The sequence below is a fragment of the Achromobacter deleyi genome, assembly GCF_013116765.2.
Classification (GTDB): Bacteria; Pseudomonadota; Gammaproteobacteria; order Burkholderiales; family Burkholderiaceae_B; genus Achromobacter; species Achromobacter deleyi_A.
Genome location: NZ_CP074375.1, coordinates 2,035,618 through 2,053,335, shown reverse-complemented (window position 1 = coordinate 2,053,335; position 17,718 = coordinate 2,035,618). Strand labels below are relative to the sequence as shown.

10 protein-coding genes are annotated in these 17,718 nt (G+C 67.4%); 2 read left to right on the top strand and 8 right to left on the bottom strand.

Annotation, left to right across the window (positions count from 1 at the left end; translation table 11 throughout):
• Positions 1 to 181 precede the first annotated feature (181 nt).
• Both HLG70_RS09185 and HLG70_RS09180 read left to right on the top strand, forming a co-directional pair.
• A complete protein-coding gene (locus tag HLG70_RS09185; RefSeq protein ID WP_171662076.1) occupies positions 182 to 796 on the top strand; it encodes a hypothetical protein in 615 nt (204 codons plus the stop codon).
• A 10-nt stretch (positions 797 to 806) separates the two neighbouring features.
• Positions 807 to 3,194, top strand: coding sequence for a catalase (locus HLG70_RS09180; protein WP_171662077.1), 2,388 nt, complete (start codon positions 807 to 809; stop codon positions 3,192 to 3,194).
• A gap of 81 nt (positions 3,195 to 3,275) precedes the next feature.
• Here HLG70_RS09180 and HLG70_RS09175 read toward each other — a convergent pair whose 3' ends face one another.
• The 8 genes from HLG70_RS09175 to HLG70_RS09140 all read right to left on the bottom strand — a co-directional run bounded on the left by HLG70_RS09175 (position 3,276) and on the right by HLG70_RS09140 (position 17,712).
• A complete protein-coding gene (locus tag HLG70_RS09175; protein ID WP_171662078.1) occupies positions 3,276 to 3,773 on the bottom strand; it encodes a transporter suffix domain-containing protein in 498 nt (165 codons plus the stop codon).
• Positions 3,770 to 4,855 (bottom strand): DUF2955 domain-containing protein, encoded by a 1,086-nt coding sequence (locus HLG70_RS09170; protein WP_171662079.1) that lies wholly within the window; start codon positions 4,853 to 4,855, stop codon positions 3,770 to 3,772. Before HLG70_RS09170 ends, HLG70_RS09175 begins: the two co-directional genes overlap by 4 nt.
• A complete protein-coding gene (locus HLG70_RS09165; protein WP_171662080.1) occupies positions 4,845 to 5,990 on the bottom strand; it encodes an HlyD family secretion protein in 1,146 nt (381 codons plus the stop codon). The genes HLG70_RS09170 and HLG70_RS09165 overlap by 11 nt, the downstream gene beginning before the upstream one ends.
• Positions 5,983 to 7,542, bottom strand: a complete 1,560-nt coding sequence (locus HLG70_RS09160; protein WP_171662081.1) for an efflux transporter outer membrane subunit — start codon at positions 7,540 to 7,542, stop codon at positions 5,983 to 5,985. The genes HLG70_RS09165 and HLG70_RS09160 overlap by 8 nt, the downstream gene beginning before the upstream one ends.
• A gap of 210 nt (positions 7,543 to 7,752) precedes the next feature.
• Entirely contained in the window at positions 7,753 to 9,609 is a 1,857-nt protein-coding gene (locus HLG70_RS09155; protein ID WP_171662082.1) for a peptidase M4, read from the bottom strand.
• A 14-nt stretch (positions 9,610 to 9,623) separates the two neighbouring features.
• Positions 9,624 to 11,381 (bottom strand): caspase family protein, encoded by a 1,758-nt coding sequence (locus tag HLG70_RS09150; protein ID WP_171662083.1) that lies wholly within the window; start codon positions 11,379 to 11,381, stop codon positions 9,624 to 9,626.
• A gap of 191 nt (positions 11,382 to 11,572) precedes the next feature.
• Entirely contained in the window at positions 11,573 to 14,635 is a 3,063-nt protein-coding gene (locus HLG70_RS09145; RefSeq protein WP_171662084.1) for an efflux RND transporter permease subunit, read from the bottom strand.
• Entirely contained in the window at positions 14,632 to 17,712 is a 3,081-nt protein-coding gene (locus tag HLG70_RS09140; RefSeq protein WP_171662085.1) for a multidrug efflux RND transporter permease subunit, read from the bottom strand. Before HLG70_RS09140 ends, HLG70_RS09145 begins: the two co-directional genes overlap by 4 nt.
• Positions 17,713 to 17,718 lie beyond the last annotated feature (6 nt).

Below are 17,718 nucleotides of genomic sequence, written 5' to 3'. Positions count from 1 at the left end.
TCTAAATGGGGTCATGGTTGCGACGGGAGCGCCTTTGTATTTTCTGCGCGCGTTTCCGATGGGTGGGGCGCGCGCCGCCGGCCAGCCCCCGGGCATGGCGATTGCTGGAGACCCGCCTCCATCCCGAATGACCGCCCGTCCGTGGGGCTCATCGCCGATGTCCTATGACAAGGAGCACCCTATGAAACGCAAAGCCGGAAATGCCCAACAGATCCATGAGCTGCTGTATCAGGCCCTGGAAACCGAGATCGGAGGCCTCGCCGTGTACGAGACCGCCGTGTCCTGCGCCGTCAATGCAGACCTGAAGAAGGAGTGGCTGGGTTACCTGGAGGAAACCCGCACGCACCGCCGGGTGCTGCTGACCGTGTTCGAGCAATTGAAGCTGGACCCCGAGGCAAAGTCGCCCGGCCGCGACGTGGTGCGCCATCTGGGCGAAGCACTGGTCAAGGCCATGAAGATGGCGATCAACGCCGGCGACCCGGACGCGGCGCAACTGGTGGCGACCGAATGCGTGGTGCTGGCCGAAACCAAGGACCATGCGAACTGGGCGCTGATCGGCGTGATCACCGAACAGCATTCGGGCCAGGAAGCCAAGATCCTCAAGCAGGCGTACGACGCCGTGGCGACCGACGAGGACCACCACCTGTATCACACGCAGGGCTGGTCGCGTGAGCTGTGGATCGAGTCGTTGGGCTTTCCGGCGGTATTGCCGCCGCCCGAGGAGGTCAAGCAGGTGGAATCCGCCATAGGCGCGTCGCGGGCCGAGCAGTCTCGCGACAAGCTGCTGGCCCACTAGGAGACCCCCCATGGCAAGCAAGAAACCAGGCAAGGCCGGCCCGAGCGCTGCGCTCGACACCGCCTATATGAATACCGACAGCGGCCCGGCAGCCGGTCCCGCAGCCGGTTCCACCCATCCCGCGCTCAAGCGCGCCGCGGCGGCCGGGGCCACGGCCGCCGCCATCCCCCACAACGCCAACAAGGCGGCGGAGTACGGCGAGCAAGCTGCCCGCCATCCGTATGCCGGCGCCCACGTGGGCGCCGTGGACCCGTCCGTCGGGGCCAGTTCCCTGTCGGAAAGCGAGTCCTCCGACAAGACGGGCGACGCGGCCGCGCCGGGAGTCAACGAGGTCGACGGCCGGCTGGCCCGGGTGCGCGCGGACGGCGGCGGCCAGGTCCTGACCACCAACCAGGGCGTGCCCGTCGGCGACAACCAGCACTCGCTCAAGGCCGGGCTGCGCGGCCCGGCCTTGCTCAAGGATTTCATCCTGCGCGAGAAGATCACGCACTTCGACCACGAGCGCATTCCCGAACGCATCGTGCACGCGCGCGGCTCGGCGGCGCATGGCTACTTCGAGTGCTACAAGCCGCTGACGGACCTGACCGCGGCATCGCTGTTCGCCGAAAAAGGCAAGCGCACGCCGGTCTTCGTGCGGTTTTCCACCGTGGCCGGCGAACGCGGATCCAAGGACACGGCGCGCGACGTTCGCGGCTTCGCGGTGAAGTTCTATACGGACGAAGGCAACTGGGATCTGGTGGGCAACAACATCCCGGTGTTCTTCATCCAGGACGCGATGAAGTTCCCGGACCTGGTCCACGCGGTCAAGGCCGAGCCGCACCATGGCATGCCGCAAGCCGCCTCCGCCCACGATACCTTCTGGGATTTCGTGTCGCTGATGCCGGAATCCACCCATATGCTGATGTGGGTGATGTCCGACCGGGGTATCCCGCGCAGCTTCCGGATGATGCAGGGCTTTGGCGTGCACACCTTCCGCTTCGTCAATGCCAAGGGCGAGTCACGGCTGGTGAAATTCCATTGGAATCCCGTCCTGGGCACGCATTCGCAAGTGTGGGACGAGGCCGTCAAGGTGTCGGGGGCCGATCCCGACTTTCACCGGCGCGACTTGTGGGAAGCCATCGATGCCGGCAACGGCCCGGAGTGGGAGCTGGGCGTGCAGGTGTTCACGGAAGACCAGGCGGAGGGGTTCAGCTTCGACGTGCTGGACGCCACCAAGATCGTTCCCGAAGAACTGGTGCCGGTGGTGCCCGTCGGGCGGATGGTGCTGGACCGCAATCCCGACAATTTCTTCGCCGAGACCGAGCAGGTCGCGTTCTGTACGGCGCATATCGTTCCGGGGCTGGACTTCACCAACGACCCGCTGCTGGCCGGCCGCATCCATTCCTATGTGGACACGCAGATATCGCGGCTGGGCGGCCCCAACTTTCACGAGATCCCGATCAACGCGCCGCTGGCGCAGGTGCACAACAACCAGCGCGACGGCATGCACCGGCAGGCCATCCACCGCGGGCGGGTGGCGTACGAGCCCAACTCGCTGGCGGGCGGCTGTCCGTTCCAGGCCGGGACGGACGGCTTCGTGTCGTTTCCCGAGCCGTTGGCCGGAGACGAATTGCGGGGCCATCCGGAAAAGTTCGCGGAACACTACAACCAGGCCACGCTGTTCTACAACAGCCAGACGGGCTGGGAACGGCGGCACATCATCAATGCCTTCGCGTTTGAATTGAGCAAGCTGACGGTGCCGCCCATACGGCAGCGCATGGTGGCGTCCTTGCGCAATGTGTCGGACGAACTGGCGCAGGCGGTGGCGGACCAGCTGGGCATGGCCTTGCCGGATCCGCTGCCGCGCGCGATGAAAACGCCGCCCAAGCCCGAGGTGGAGGTGTCCCCGGCGCTGTCGCTGACCGCGCGGCCGGGCGATGGCGGCGTGGCAACGCGCAAGGTGGCCATCCTGGTGGCCGAAGGCGTGGACGGCAAGGCGGTAGCGGCCGTGGCCGAGGCCTTGATCAAGGCGGGCGCGGTGGTGCGGCTGGTGGGGCAGCGCATCGGCCCGCTGCAGGCGGACGGGGGCGGCGCGCTGGATGCCGACGCGTCGCTGGACAACCATCCGTCCGGCCTGTTCGATGGCGCGGTGGTGCCAGGCGGCGCAGCGGCCGTGGCGCGCCTGCAGGCGGACGGGCGCGCGCTGGAATTCCTGCGCGACGCCTTCCGCCATGGCAAGACGCTGATGGGCATGGGCGAGGGCGCGCAGCTGTTTGCGGCCGCGGGCATCCAGCCGGACCCGGACGACGGCGGCCTGCTGCTGGCCGATGGCGCGGCGGGCAAGGGCGTGGCCGCCTTCATCGAGGCGCTGGCCATGCACCGGCACCCGGAGAGGGAGACGGCGCCGCCCAAGGTCTGAGACGGCGCCCGGGCGCGACGCGGGCAGGCGGGGCAGGCGCGGGGACGGCGCGAGCCGGCGGCGGGCCTGCGCCCGCCGCGTCTACACGGAACGGACGAACAGCGCGCGCAGCTTGTTCCAGAAATCGCCGCCAAGCACGAAGAAGCTGGCGACCAGCATGACATCGCCCAGGAGCTGGGCCTGCCACAGATTCGGCCTGAGGCCGGGCCAGATCTGGTCTACATAGGGCTCCAGCATCGACGTCAGCAGCGGCAGGACGAACATCACCAGGCCGATGGCGTGGCGGATGGGGCCGACCTTATGGACAGGCGCCAGCCGTTTGGCATGGCCGAAGACGATCGCCTTGAGTTGCTGGAATCCCTCCTTGCCCATGACCGCGATGCAGGTGATCAACAGGACTTTGTTGGCGATGAATATCGCGCCGGTCAGCGCCGCGATGCGCGAGCCCGGCGCGTCCATGGCGGCCGCGATGGGGATGAGGAACCAAAGCGCGAAGGCAAGGATGAAGAGTCCGATTCCGCATTTGAAGCGCCATCCGGCTGCGGGGACAGTTTCGGGCGTGGTGTCGGGTGTAGTCATGGCTGGCTCCTTTTGAGTCGTCCGAACGGACGGCGGCTGGACATTCCGGGCTCGCGCGGCGCCTGGCGCCGTGGTTCAAGCAGGTGCAGCATCAGGCAGGCATAGAGCGTGACGGCGATGAACAGCCCCATGCGCACGGCGAATGCGGTGTAGACGTCCTTGCCGGCGATGCTGTCCTGCACCGATTGGCCCAGCAGGATGATGAGCGTCACCAGGGTGTTGAGCCAGAAGCTGGGCGCGTGCGGCGTCGGGCTCAGGCGATAGAGCTTGCGTGCGACCAGCAGGCCGAACAGCAGCATCCACAGGAAGTACATCCACAGGCTGGGGAATGGCCTCAGGGCGCACCAGAAGAGCACGGCCAGCACGCCGGCCAGCAGCGTGGATCCCAGGATTTCGCGCGCGGCCCCGTGCGCCGCCGTCACGCAGCTCTGGCGGCCCAGGCTGACCGCCTTCAGGATGATGGGCATGTAGCCCAGCGGGTCGGTCAGCGCCAGCAGGAAGGCGGGCAGCACGACCAGTGCCGCGCGCAGGGCCATGCGGCTGGCCTCGGCCGGCGGCAGGGCCGGGGCTGGCGGCGGCGCTGGCATGCCAGGCGGTTCGGGAAACAGCCAGTGGCAGACGCCCAGCACCAGCGCGGCCAGGAGCAATCCCTTTACCAAGGCCTCGATCACCGTGACGGCCAGCCCGAAATCGAAGGTGCCGGCCGCCGATATCATGGTCAGGCCGATGATCAGGAAGGTGGACAACAGGTTGTTGCCGCCGCGCAGGCCATGGCGGAAGGCAAGGAACAGGCACAGGCCGACGAGCAGCACGCCGGCCGCGGGGTAGTAGCGCAGCAGCGGGATGAGGGCCAGGCCGCTGCCCGTGGCGAACAGCGCGACCAGCGCCAGTCCCAGTGCGGCCTTGAACGACAGCGGCCGGTTCATGGACGCAAGCAGGAACACGCCCAGCACCGGCGCGACCATGGGGATCGGCATGTCCAGCCCGAAGCTGATGGCCAGGCACAAGGCCGTGCCCGTGCCCAGCCGCAGGGCCCGTTGGCTGCGTGGATCGCGATGGGCGGGCAGGGCGTCAGTAGGCATAGGAAAGCCAGCTCATGACACGCAGGTACAGGCGGCCCAGCGGGTTGAGGGGCGAGCCCGGACTGGGGAACGCCATGACCTCCGCCTGGCCGCCCACGCGCACGCCGCGCAAGGAAGGCAGCTCCCCCGGGTTGATATCTATGGCGACCGGAAAGCGCTGGGCGGGGCGCAGCCAGTCGCGGCTGTTCTGCACGCTAGGCAGGCCGCCCGGGGGGGTTCCGGGTCCCACGCTGACGCCGTAGCCCACGCTGCGCACGCGGCCTTCGAAAACACGCCCGGGCAGCGCATCCAGGACGATGGACACCGGCGTGCCGGGCTCGACATGGCCCAGGTTGTTCTCCGTCATTTCGGCGTTGATCCAGACGTCGTGGATGGCGATCAGCGTCATCACCGGCTTGCCCGCGCTGGCGAACTGGCCCGTATCGGTCCGCAGGTCGGTGACCAGCCCGGCCGTGCGCGCGCGCACCTGCGTGTTGGCCAGATCCAGCTCGGCCTTTTCCAGCGCGGCGGCGGCGCTGCGCAGCTTGGCGTTGTCGTCCTCGCTGCCGCCTTCCTGTTCGCGCGCCCGCTGCACCTCGGCGCGCGCCGCCGCGACCTGGCTGACCGCCTGCGCCAGGTTCGCCCGCGCGATCTCCAGCCGGCGTAGCGAGATCGTGCCCCGGTCTTCCCGGTACAGCCGTTCAAGCCGGGTGCTGTCCTGGCGGGCCCTGACCTCGTTGGCCTGGGCGGCGCGCAACGACGCCTGCGCCGAATCGATGCCAGCCGTGCTGGCGCCGATCTGGCGGCGCATCGCATCCAGGTCGGCGCGGGCGCGGTCCACGGCGATCCGGTAGTGTTCCGGGTCGACGTCGAACAGCACGGCGCCTGCCTGCACGTCCTGGTTGTTGCGCACGTGCACCTTGTTGACGCGGCCCGAGACCTCGGAGGCCACCGGCACCACGAAGGCCTCCACCCGCGCCTGTTGGGTATAGGGGGTATAGCGGTCGGCCAGCAGATACCAGACGAGGCTCAGGACGATCACCAGGACCACTAATCTGGCCCCTTTTTTCGAGGGGTCCGCGGCGGGCGGCGGTGGCGGTGGCGGTGGCGGCGCGGCCGGCCGGGGCGCGGGGGCCGCTGGCCTGGAACTATTCATCGGTTCGTCCCTTTTGCCTGGGAATCGTGGAGACCGTGGAGGGCCGGCCGGAGTCGGATAGCAGATCGCCCCAATTGGTGCGTTGCCGCATCTGGTCCAGGGTTGCCGGGTCTAGCACCGGCTGGTCGCTGTACCAGCCGCCGCCCAGCGCTTTGTACAGGGAGATCAGGTCGCGGACCGCGTTGCCCCGGTTCACCAGATAGGTGTCTTGCTGGGTGGCCAGCGCGCGCTGGGCGTCGAGCACGCGCTGGAAGTCGGAATAGCCCTCGCGGTACAGCGCGTTGGCGAGCGTCAGCGACCGCTTGGCCGCAAGCGCAGAGTCATGCAGGATGCCGTCGCGCTCCAGGGACTTGATCAGGCCGGTGGCGGCATCGTCGGCCTCGCGCGCCGCCTGGCGCACCGCGTCCTGATAGACGACGATGAGCTGCTGCAGGCGGGCGTCCTGCACCCGCACCGCATTGGTCAGGCGGCCGTGGTCGAATACGTTCCAGTTCAGCGTGGGGCCGGCGAGCAGCGCCGCGCCGCCCGATGTGCCCGCCAGCGACGTCGCGGTCCAGACGATGCTGCCCAGCAGGGTCAGCGAAGGATAGAGATCCGCTTCGGCCACCCCGACCTGCGCCGACTGCGCGGCGATCCGCAGTTCCGCGGCGCGGATGTCGGGCCGGCGCAGCAGCAGGTTGGCGGGGACGTCCTGCAGCACGGCGCGGTCGATCAGCGGGATGACCGCCTCTTTGGTCGTCAGGTCCGGCAGTTCCGGCATGGGGCCGGGCGGCCTGCCGATCAGGACGGCCAGCGCGTTGCGGGTGCGCATGATCTGGCTTTCGAACTCGGGGATGGTGCTCAGGGTGCCGAGGTATTGCGTGCGCGCCTGCTGCAGGTCCAGCTCGTCGGTTTCGCCGCTGTTGAACAGGCGCTCGGTGATCTCGTAGCTGCGCTTCTGGATGGCGGCATTGTCGCGCGCGATGCGCAGCCGGGCCTCGGCGGTGCGCAGCGCGTAGTAGCTTTCGGCCATCTGGGCGTGCAGCAGCACCAGCACGTCTTCCCGGTTGGCTTCGGCCGCGAAGTAGGCCGCGTCCGCGGATTCGATGGCGCGGCTGAAACGGCCCCAGAAGTCCAGCTCCCAGCCGATATTGAAACCGGCGCTGTATTGCCAGAAGCTGCTTGGCCGCGGATTGCCCTCCGCCGACCGCGACGACCGGGTCTGATACAGCGCATCGGCGCCGATGACCTGGGACTGGGGATAGCCGCCGCTCCTGGCGATGCCGAGCTGGGCGCGCGCTTCCATGATTTGCAGGCCGGCGATCCGCACGCCGGGATTGTGCGCGTCGGCTTGGGCGATCAGGGCGTCAAGCACCGGGTCATCGAAGATGCGCCACCATTGGCGGGAGTCTGGCTGTGCGCGCGATTCGCTGGCCTGACGCAGCGACGGGGTGTCCCATTGCGCGGGCCATGCTTCGCGTTGGGGCTCGAAATCCGGCCCCACCTGCGTGCAACCGCCGAGGCATAGGAAGCCGGTCAGCAGCAGCCGTTTCGAACAAGTCATCGGCCACATTGGGCACCAGGTTTGTCGAGAGCCTAATCGCAAGGATGCACAGCGCGCGCCGGATGTGCCGTAGCTCGACGCGTTAACGCCCGCGGTGCTCGGCGTCGACGCCCTATGGCGTCTAGGCCGCATCGTTTAGCGTGCCAGTCGATTCTATTGGGCTTTTTGGCTAGAGGCTAGCGAAAAGGTGAAGGAAGCCTGGGGGGATACGCGTCCAGGCTAGCCTTGGTCATGCAGTGGCCGGAACGGATTTTCATGGCGCAAGTATTGGTCGCCCTTTACGCTCCACAGGCTGCATGCGGAAGGGCTGGCGAGCCATGTTCGCAGGTTTTCCGCGGCCCCGGGGCTGACCACGCTTTTCAGGATGGAATAGCGAATGTTCCCGTCCGGCCCGAGGATGACCGTGGCGCCGCCATGAAACTCGAATCCGGGCTCGCCTCCCTGCGGCGCCACCCGACGCGACTGGGTAATTTCGGCCACCACGTCGAATTCCAGCTGACCTTGTGGCCCGACGCGTTTGGCGGTCCGGATCGACTGCACACAGGGCAGGCCCACCTGGCCGCCGTCCAGACGCGGGTCGTCCGGTGGAACTAGGCCAAATTCCTGCAGGCGGTCTGGCTGTGTGACGAATTTACCCAAGGCATGGGCCTGGCGCAGCAGTTCGGCATTGTTGACGGTATCTTCCGTGTTGTTGGATAAACGCAGCGCCGAAAAACTCAATCCGGGCACCGCCGGCAAGTCGATGCGCGGAGGCCGCCAGTGCAGCGCATCCTCGGACAGGCTTGCCGCCGAATTCGGGTAGATGCAACGCCGGCGGAAGGCGTCGATCAGCGCACCGCGATAGTCCCACGGATCGTCGGGAACCAGATCATAGTCCGCCGTGATCAAGGCGCGTAAGTAGTCGCCAAAGGTAAGGCCGGCAGGCGGGCAGTAGTCGATTGCCCTGATACAGATGTTCAGAAACTGGCGTGCGAGTTTGCTGGCGGCGTCGGCCAGCAGAACCAGGAGATCGTAGGGCAGTTCGCCTGGCGGCAGCACGCCGGTGCCTCGGGTGGCCAGCCGGAAGAGCCTCTCGGTCCGCCGTCGGAACACTTGCGCATAAGCCTCGAACACTGCGCTGATCAGTATGGAACCCAGCGCGTGTGCATCCAGGGAGCTGTCGTACTGGAGCGGCTCCGAGGCATTGCGCTCAATCGCCATTCGTAGCGGTCCCTTGCGGCCCGTGGCATGACCAAACTGTGTTGCCAGATTGATCAGCAGATCGGCCTTTTCCGGCTCCCCGCGGAATTGGCGCAGTGCTTGCGTGACGACCTCCGTATGGCGAAACCGCTGGAAGATGGCCACCAGGTCGGCAAATCCCTCATGGAATCCCATCACATCGGCGTTGGTGGGTTCCATGAAATGTTCGCGCAGACCGTCCAGCAAGGCATGTGTGGCTTCGTGCACGACGATGTCGTGCGAAAGACACGTGAACACATACCCGCCGGGTAGCGACCGGTTGTCCATCGGCGTTTCATCGGCCCGGAAATAGCCGAATCGCAATTCTCCGCGCGCAGGCTCTCTGCTGTAGTACGCGTTGCGTTCTTCACCGTAGTGGGGCCTTAACCGAAGCTTCGTCGGGGCATCCGCGCAGCCGAAGCCCCAGGTCAGGTTGCGGCCCAGCGCCAGCCGGAAGCTGTGATAGGTGATGCTGCATACCGCGTAGACCATCTGCTGATGAAAGCGTGGATCCGACATGGAGGGCGAGTATCCGTCGGCCAGCAGAACCGCGGGAGCGTCAAGATTGGCCGACCTGTAGGTCTCGCATTGAGCGGGGTCGCTGCAATCGACCTCGAACAGCGCTCCGACCGGGCCGGGCGACAAGGGCTCATACTCCACCTCGACGGTGGCAATGGCTCCGTGCAGCTTCGGGAGAGAAGGATCGGCTGCAAAGATCCGCAGCCGCCGATGGAGAGGGTCGTCCTTGCTCCGCTGATAGGGAATGGCATGCTGGCGCAACAAGGCGTCGCCGATTCGATAACGGCCATCGCCGGATACCGCGTCTTGCTGCGGGCCGCCAGGAAGGGGGGCAGGCATCGGTGCAAATACCGTCAATGCTGCGAGAGGACGTGCATCGCCCGCGACAGCAGGTGCAGCGCCTCCTGAGATCGCACTTCATGCATTTCCGGCCCTGAATTTTCGCGGCGCCTCCCTGGTGTCGCTGGTTCCCCGCCTCCCAGGGGTTGCAGGATATCGCGCGCCTTGACGTCGTCCGCACAATCGAGCCGCGGGTTTTGCCTGGGCAGTGAACCGAACGCAGTCAGAAGACGAGCCTGAAATTGCGCATGGGTCAGGCCGTCGACGCCTGCCTGCAGAATCTGGAGCGCTCGACGCGTGAATTCGCCGCTGCCATTGCTTTCCAGCGCCAGTTCGTGGTCTTGGCAGGCCGAGAATTTCACGTGGCCCAGTCGTGTGGCGCCGCCATTGCCCAGTATGGCGCGCGTGGCGGGCACTCTTGCGCGAAAGAGTCGATGCGCCTCTTGCAACTGCAGTGTGGGTTTGACATAGCGCGCGCGATAGTCGGGCGGCCGGGGCTGGGCGGCGCCGACAGCAAAACGCGTGACTGTTCCACTATGGCAAGAGTCAACAAAAAGCGTCATGTTCACGTCGTGCGGAGCATCCTTCAGGATTTGCCCGATGTCGTCATCCAGGAACAGCGCGCCGGTTCGAAAATCCACGGGGCACAGTGCTTCATCCCGCCCGTCATCCTCTTCGCCGTCCAAATCGTCCACCTGGGTGCCGTGGCCGGAAAAATGAAAGACGATGACATCGCCCGGCCTGCTGTTCGTCACAAGCCGGCGCAGGCCGCGTACGATGGCAGCATGACTGGCCTGGCCGTCCAGCAGCAGCGTGGTCTGGAATCCCAGGCCGCCAAGGACCTGGCTCCAGCGTCGGGCATCGTTGACGCAACCGCCAAGCCGATCGCCGGCATCGGGGTATGCATCCACGCCCACGCAAAGGGCGAGGCGACGGCCGGCCCCCGATCCGTATGCCATGTCCGGGCGAATGGGAGGGGTGTTCGGCAATGGAGCAGAAGGACTGTTGTCTGGCGGATCCTGCACCTCGATCGCGGATGGACGTATCGGGTTGGGCCAAAACTCCAGGGGCGGGTTTTCGGCGCCGTGGCGGAGTTCCCGTTGACCACAATCCAGTTCGGCGTCAGCCGATTCCCTGATTCCCGAATCGGCGCGCTGCAGCGCGTTGATGGCTTCCGCCACGATAAACCCCGACTCGTCCGGGAAGGGCTTGCTGCCTCGCGCATGCCGGACGGGCCCCCCGTCTGGCGCGGCGTTGCGCAGGCGGTAATCAGCGAGGTCAGCCAGGGTCTGCTGATAATCGATGGTGGCGCCCGGGCAGGATTTGGACGACATCATGTTGTGAAAGCGTAAAGCGGCGTCGGGCAGACTGAAGCGTTGCAGCACGGCGTCGATCACTCCAAGCGTCGTCTCTTTCTGCGGACCATCGAAGGGGTCGGCGCCTACGTCAAAATCACCGATTATCTCGAACATGAATGGGCCGGAATCCTCGCCGCCGTTGTGGCGGGCCGCGCTTGCCGGCGGCTTGTTCCAGTCGCGCCCCAGCCAGATGAGTCCGTCGGGGTCGATGGTCACGTGCTGGGCGATGTCATTCCAGCCATTGACCTGAGTATGGTGGCGCCACATTGCGACGATGGTTTCGTGGCCACGAAAGTCCATTCGCCGCGGACGCCATGTATGGTGCATGTGCACGCTCGTAATCAAACGAGCGAATTTGAACCGCCTGGTGATCTGCTGGAATTGCGCGAGGGAAACGCGCTGGAAGGTGGGCATGGTCGGACTCCAGGTTCAACAGTCGGTCAGATCGGACACGGCCGCAAGATTGATTCGGGTCGCCGTCAGCTTTGACCCAAGCCCTAGAACGCTTGTTTTAAATTCCAGATCCGCGGGCCCATATACCCAAATTTGAGTACGGGCCGCGTGGAACGCGGCCCGGCTTCGGTCCTGCCGGCATGGACGCCTGGCTATGCCGCGCGCCGCGCCTTGCCCCGCAGCCGCTCCAGCGCCAGATACACGATGGGCGTGGTGTACAGCGTCAGGAACTGGCTGATCATCAGGCCGCCGACGATGGCGATGCCCAGCGGCCGCCGCAGTTCCGAACCCTCGCCCATGCCCAGCACCAGCGGCAGGGCGCCCAGCAGGCCGGCCAGATTGGTCATGACGATGGGGCGCAGGCGCAGCATGGCGGCGCGGTGGATGGCCTGTTCCGGCGTCAGGTTTTCGCGCCGCTCCAGGCTGATCGCAAAGTCGATCATCAGGATGGCGTTCTTCATGACGATGCCCACCAGCAGGAACAGGCCCAGCAGCGCGATCAGGGTGAACTCGATGCCCGCCAGCTTCAGGGCCAGCAGCGCGCCGACGCCCGCCGACGGCAGGGTGGACAGGATCGTCAGCGGATGCAGCGGGCTTTCGTAGAGGATGCCCAGCACCAGGTAGATGGCCACCAGCACCGCCAGGATCAGCCAGGGCTGGTCCTGCAGGCTTTGCTGGAAATTGCGCGCGTCGCCGCCCAGCCGCGTCTGGATGTGGGACGGCACCATCAGCCTGGCCATGGTGGCGTCGATGGCGGCCAGCCCCTGTTCCAGGGACACGCCTTCCGCCAGCGAAAAGCCGACGCCCACGGCCGCGAACAGGCCATCGTGGAACACGCGGTCGTTGACCAGGCCGTGCTCGTAGGTCGCGAACGCGGTGAGCGGCACCCGGGTGCCGTCGGCCGCCACCACCTGCACCTGTTCCAGGACCTCGGGGTCTTCGGTGTAGCGGGGATCCAGTTCCAGCACGACGCGGTACTGGTTCATGGCGTCATACAGCGTGGCGACCTGGCGCTGGCTGAAGGAGTTGCTCAGCACGCTGCTGATGGTGCTCATGTCCACGCCCAGGCGCTGCGCGGCGCTGCGGTCGATGTTGATCACGACCTGCTGGGTGGCGCCGTCGCCCTCGGCATCCACGTCGCGCAGCTCGGGGATCTCTTGCATGGCCTTGGATATCTTGCGCGACCATTGCCGCAGGGCGGGGACGTCGCTGGCCATGATGGCCAGCTCGTGGTCGCCGGAATTGCCGAAGCCGCCGGGCATGCGCAGGTCCTGGTCCACGTTCAGGAAGAACATGCCGCCGGGTACGGGCGGGGAGTTGGTGCGCAGCCAGTTGATGACTTCGGTGGAGGATTCCTTGCGTTCGGCGGCCGGCTTCAGGCGGATCAGGAAGAGCGAATTGCTGATGCCCAGGCCGCCGCCGTTGTAGCCGATCACGTCCTGCACGGCGGGGTGCCGGAGCACCAGCTGCCGGTACTGGTCGATCTTGGGCTGCATGACCTGGAACGAGAAACCGTCGTCGCCGCGCACGAAGCCCATCAGTTGCCCGGTGTCCTGCACGGGCAGGAATCCCTTCGGCGCCTGCACATACAGATAGACATTGAGCCCCACCACGCCGGCCAGCAACAGCAGCGTCAGGCGGGCATGGCCCAGCACGCGCGCCAGCGACACGCCGTACCAGTCGTGCACGCGGGCGAAGGCGGCCTGCATGCGCGAGGGGCGGCTCGCCTGGGCGCCATGGGCGCCGGGCTTGAGCCAGCGGGCGCACAGGGCCGGGATGATGGCCACCGACACCACCAGCGAAATCACCGTGGCGGCCACCAGCGTGATCGAGAATTCGCGGAACAGCCGCTCGACCAGGCCGCCCATGAACAGGATGGAGACAAACACCACACTCAGCGCCAGCGTCATGGCCACCAGGGTGAAGCCCACTTCGCGCACGCCGCGCAAGGCGGCCTTGGCCGGGGTCAGGCCGCGCTCGATATGGCGCGAGATGTTCTCCAGCACGACGATGGCGTCGTCCACCACCAGTCCGGCCGCCACGATCAGCGCCATCAGCGACAGGTTGTTCAGCGAAAAGCCCCACGCGTACATGACCGCGAAGGTGGCGATCAGGCAAACCGGGATCGCCACGCTGGGAATGGCGGCGGCCCGGGCGTTGCCCAGGAACAGCCATACCACCAGGATGACCAGGCCGGCGGCCAGCGCCAGGGTGATGTGGGCTTCGCGCAGGGTGGCGTTGATGCCGGGCGAGCGGTCCAGCGCCACGGTCAGGTCCACGTCGGCGGGCATCAGCGCGCGCAATCCGGGCAGGGCCTGGTTGATGGCGCCGATGGTCTCGATGATATTGGAGCCCGGCTGGCGGCTGATGGTCAGCACCACCGCCGGGTTGCCGTTGTGAAAGCCGCTGCTGTAGCGGTTTTCCACCGAGTCGCTCACGCGCGCCACCTGCGACAGCCGGATCACCGCGCCGTCCTTGTGGCGCACGATCAGGCTGTTGTAGTCATGCGCGCTGCGCGGCTGCTCGGGCGTGCCGACCTCCCAGCGCTGGCCCGCCGAATCCAGCTGTCCTTGCGGGCCCATGGGGGCGGCGTCGGCGATGGCCTGGCGCACTTCGTCCAGCGCCACGCCGTAGTGCGCCAGCGCGTTGGAGTTGACCTGCACCCGCACGGCGGGCAGGGAGCTGCCGCCCATCGTCACCTCGCCCACGCCGCTGATCTGCGAGATCTTCTGCGCCAGCACCGTCGAGCCCAGGTCATAGAGCTGTCCGGCCGGACGCGTGGCGGAGCTGAGCGCCAGCGCCATGATGGGCGCCTGGGAAGGATTGACCTTGCGGTAGCTGGGATTGCCCGGCATGCCGGCCGGCAGCTCGGCGCGGGCCGCGTTGATCGCGGCCTGCACGTCGCGGGCGGCCTCGTTGATGTCGCGGTCCAGGTCGAACTGCAACTGCACCCGGGTGGCGCCCTGGTTGCTGGACGAGGTCATGGAGCTTACGCCCGCGATGCTGCCCAGCGCGCGTTCCAGCGGCGCGGCGACCGTGCTGGCCATGCTTTCCGGGCTGGCGCCCGGCAGGTCGGCGCGCACCTCGATGGTGGGGAAGTCCACCTGGGGCAGCGGCGCCACCGGCAGCAGCCGCCACGCCACCGCGCCCAGCAAGGTCAGCGCCACCGCCAGGAAGATGCAGGCGATGGGCCGGTGCAGCAAGGCCCGGATCATGGCGCGGGGCCTTCAGCGCCGGGCTTGCCGGCGGCCGCGGCGCGCCGCTGGCCCAGGCGGTGGAAGAACAGGTAGACGGCGGGCGTGGTGAACAGCGTCAGGACCTGGCTGACCAGCAGGCCGCCCACCATGACCCAGCCCAGCGGCTGGCGCAGTTCCGCGCCGGAGCCCGTGGCCAGCATCAGCGGCAGCGCGCCGAACAGCGCGGCCAGCGTGGTCATCAGGATGGGGCGCAGGCGCAGCAGCGCGGCTTCGCGGATGGCGGCCTGCGGCGCCAGGCCGCGCGTGCGCTCGGCCTCCAGCGCGAAGTCCACCATCATGATGCCGTTCTTCTTGACCAGCCCGATCAGCAGAATGATGCCGATGACGGCGATCAGGTCCAGCGGGCGCCCGGTGATCAGCAGCGCCAGCAGCGCGCCGACCGTGGCCGAGGGCAGGGTGGACAGGATGGTGATGGGGTGGATGGCGCTTTCATACAGCATGCCCAGCACCAGGTACATGGTGACGACGGCGGCCAGCATCAGCCACAGGGTGTTGGACAGCGAGGCCTGGAAGGCGGACGCCGCGCCCTGCAGGCGCAGCTCCACGCTCTCGGGCATGCCGATCGCCTGTTTCGCCGATTCGATGGCGGCGATGGCCTCGCCCAGCGACCCGCCGGGCGGCAGGTTGAACGACAGGTTCACCGCCGGGAACTGGGACAGGTGATTGACCGCGAGCGGCGCCGCGCGCTCGCTGACCGTGGCCAGCGCGGACAGCGGGATGGCCTGTCCGTCCGCGCTCTGCAGATGGATGCGCTCCAGCGCGTCGGGGCTCATGGCCATGGTCCGGTCCACCTCCAGCACCACCCGGTACTGGTTGGATTGGGTGAACAGCGTGGCGACCTGGCGTTGGCCGAAGGCGTTGTACAGCGTCTGCACCACGTCGTCCATGGTCACGCCCAGCCGCGCCGCCGCGTCGCGCGAGACTTGCAGATAGGCCTGGCGGCCGTCGCCCTGCAGGTCGGACGAGACCTCGGCCAGCTCGGGCGCTTGCGCCAGGCGCTGCATCAGCCCGGCGGTCCAGCGGGTCAGCAGCGCGCTGTCGGGCGAGGTCAGCGTGAACTGATATTGCCCGCGGCTGACGCGGTCTTCGATATTGAGCTCCTGCACCGGCTGCAGGTACAGCGAGATGCCCTGGACCTCGCGGGCGCTTGCGTCCAGCCGCGCCATGATGTCCGCCAGCGGCGCGCTGCGTTCGCCCCAGGGCTTCAGGTTGATCAGCAGGCGGCCGGTGTTCAGCGTGGCGTTCATGCCGTCGATGCCGATGAAGGACGACAGGCTGGCCACGTCCGGATCGGCCAGCAGGCTCTGGGCCACCGCCTGCTGGCGGCGCGACATGGCGTCGAACGAGGTGCTCTGAGACGACTGGGTCACCCCCTGCAGCACGCCGCCGTCCTGCACCGGGAAGAACCCCTTGGGCACCGCCAGGTAGAGCAGGCCGGTCAGCACCACCGTGGCCAGCATCGCCAGCAGGGTCAGCCGCTGGTGGCGCAGGGTCACATCCAGCCAGCCGGCGTAGCGCGCCTGCACGCGGTCCAGCAGGCCGGGGCGCGATTCCACATGCGCCGGCAGCAGGCGCGCGCACATCATCGGGGTGAGCGTGAGCGACACGGCCAGCGATATCAGGATGGCGACGGCCAGCGTGATCGCAAACTCCCGGAACAGGCGGCCCACCACGTCCTCCATGAAGAGCAGCGGGATCAGCACGGCGATCAGCGACAGGGTCAGGGACACCAGCGTGAAGCCGATCTGTCCGGCGCCCTTGAGCGCGGCCGACATGGGGCTGTGGCCCTGCTCGCGGTAGCGCGCAATGTTCTCCAGCATGACGATGGCGTCGTCCACGACAAAGCCCGCGCCTATGGTCAGCGCCATCAGCGTGAGGTTGTTGGTGGAAAAGCCGGCCAGGTGCATGAAGCCGAAGGTGCCGATCAGGGACAGCGGCACGGCCAGGCTGGGGATCAGCGTGGCTGGCAGGTTGCGCAGGAACAGGAAGGTCACCAGCACCACCAGCCCCACGGCGAACACCAGTTCCCACTGCACGCCGCGCACCGACGCGCGGATGCTCTCCGTGCGGTCGGTCAGGATGCGCACCTGCGCGGCGGCCGGCAGGCTGGCCGTCAGCTGCGGCAGCAGCGCCTTGACCTGGTCGGCCACGGCGATCACGTTGGCGCCGGGCTGGCGCTGGATGTTGACCAGGACGGCGGGCTGCTTGTCCACCCACGCGGCCAGATAGCGGTCTTCGGCGCCGTCCTCCACGGTGGCGACCTGGCCCAGCCGCACCGGCGCGCCATTCTTCCAGGCGACGATCAGCTGGCGGTATTCCTCGGCGCTCTGTAGCTGGTCGTTGGCGTCCATGATGACGGACCGCACCGGGCCGTCGAAGCTGCCCTTGGGCTGGTTGGAGTTGGCCTTGGCGATGGCCTCCTGCACGTCCGACAATTGCAGGCCGCGGGCCGCCAGCGCCATCGGATTGACTTGCACGCGCACGGCGGGACGCTGGCCGCCGGCCAGGCTGACCATGCCCACGCCCGACAGCTGCGACAGCCGCTGGGTCATGCGGGTGTCGACCAGGTCGTAGACCTTGGGCAGCGGCAGGGAGTCCGACGTGACGGCCAGCGTGAGGATGGGCACGTCCGCCGGGTTGACCTTGCGGTAGACGGGCGGGGTGGGCAGGTCGTCGGGCAGCAGCGAATCGCTGGCGCTGATGGCGGCCTGGACCTCTTGCTCGGCCACGCCCAGCGACACGTCCAGCGAGAATTGTAGGGTGATGACCGAGATGCCGCTGCCGCTGGTGGACGACATCTGCTTGAGCCCCGGGATCTGCCCGAAGCGCCGTTCCAGCGGCGCGGTAACGGCGCGCGCCGTCACGTTGGGGCTGGCTCCCGGATACTGCGTGGTCACCTGGATGATGGGGTAGTCGACCTGCGGCAGCGCCGCCACGGGCAGCATGCGCCAGGCCAGGATGCCCGACAGCAGCAGGGCGATCATGAGGAAGGACGTGGCGACCGGGCGCAGGATGAAGGGGCGTGACAGGCTCATGCGGGC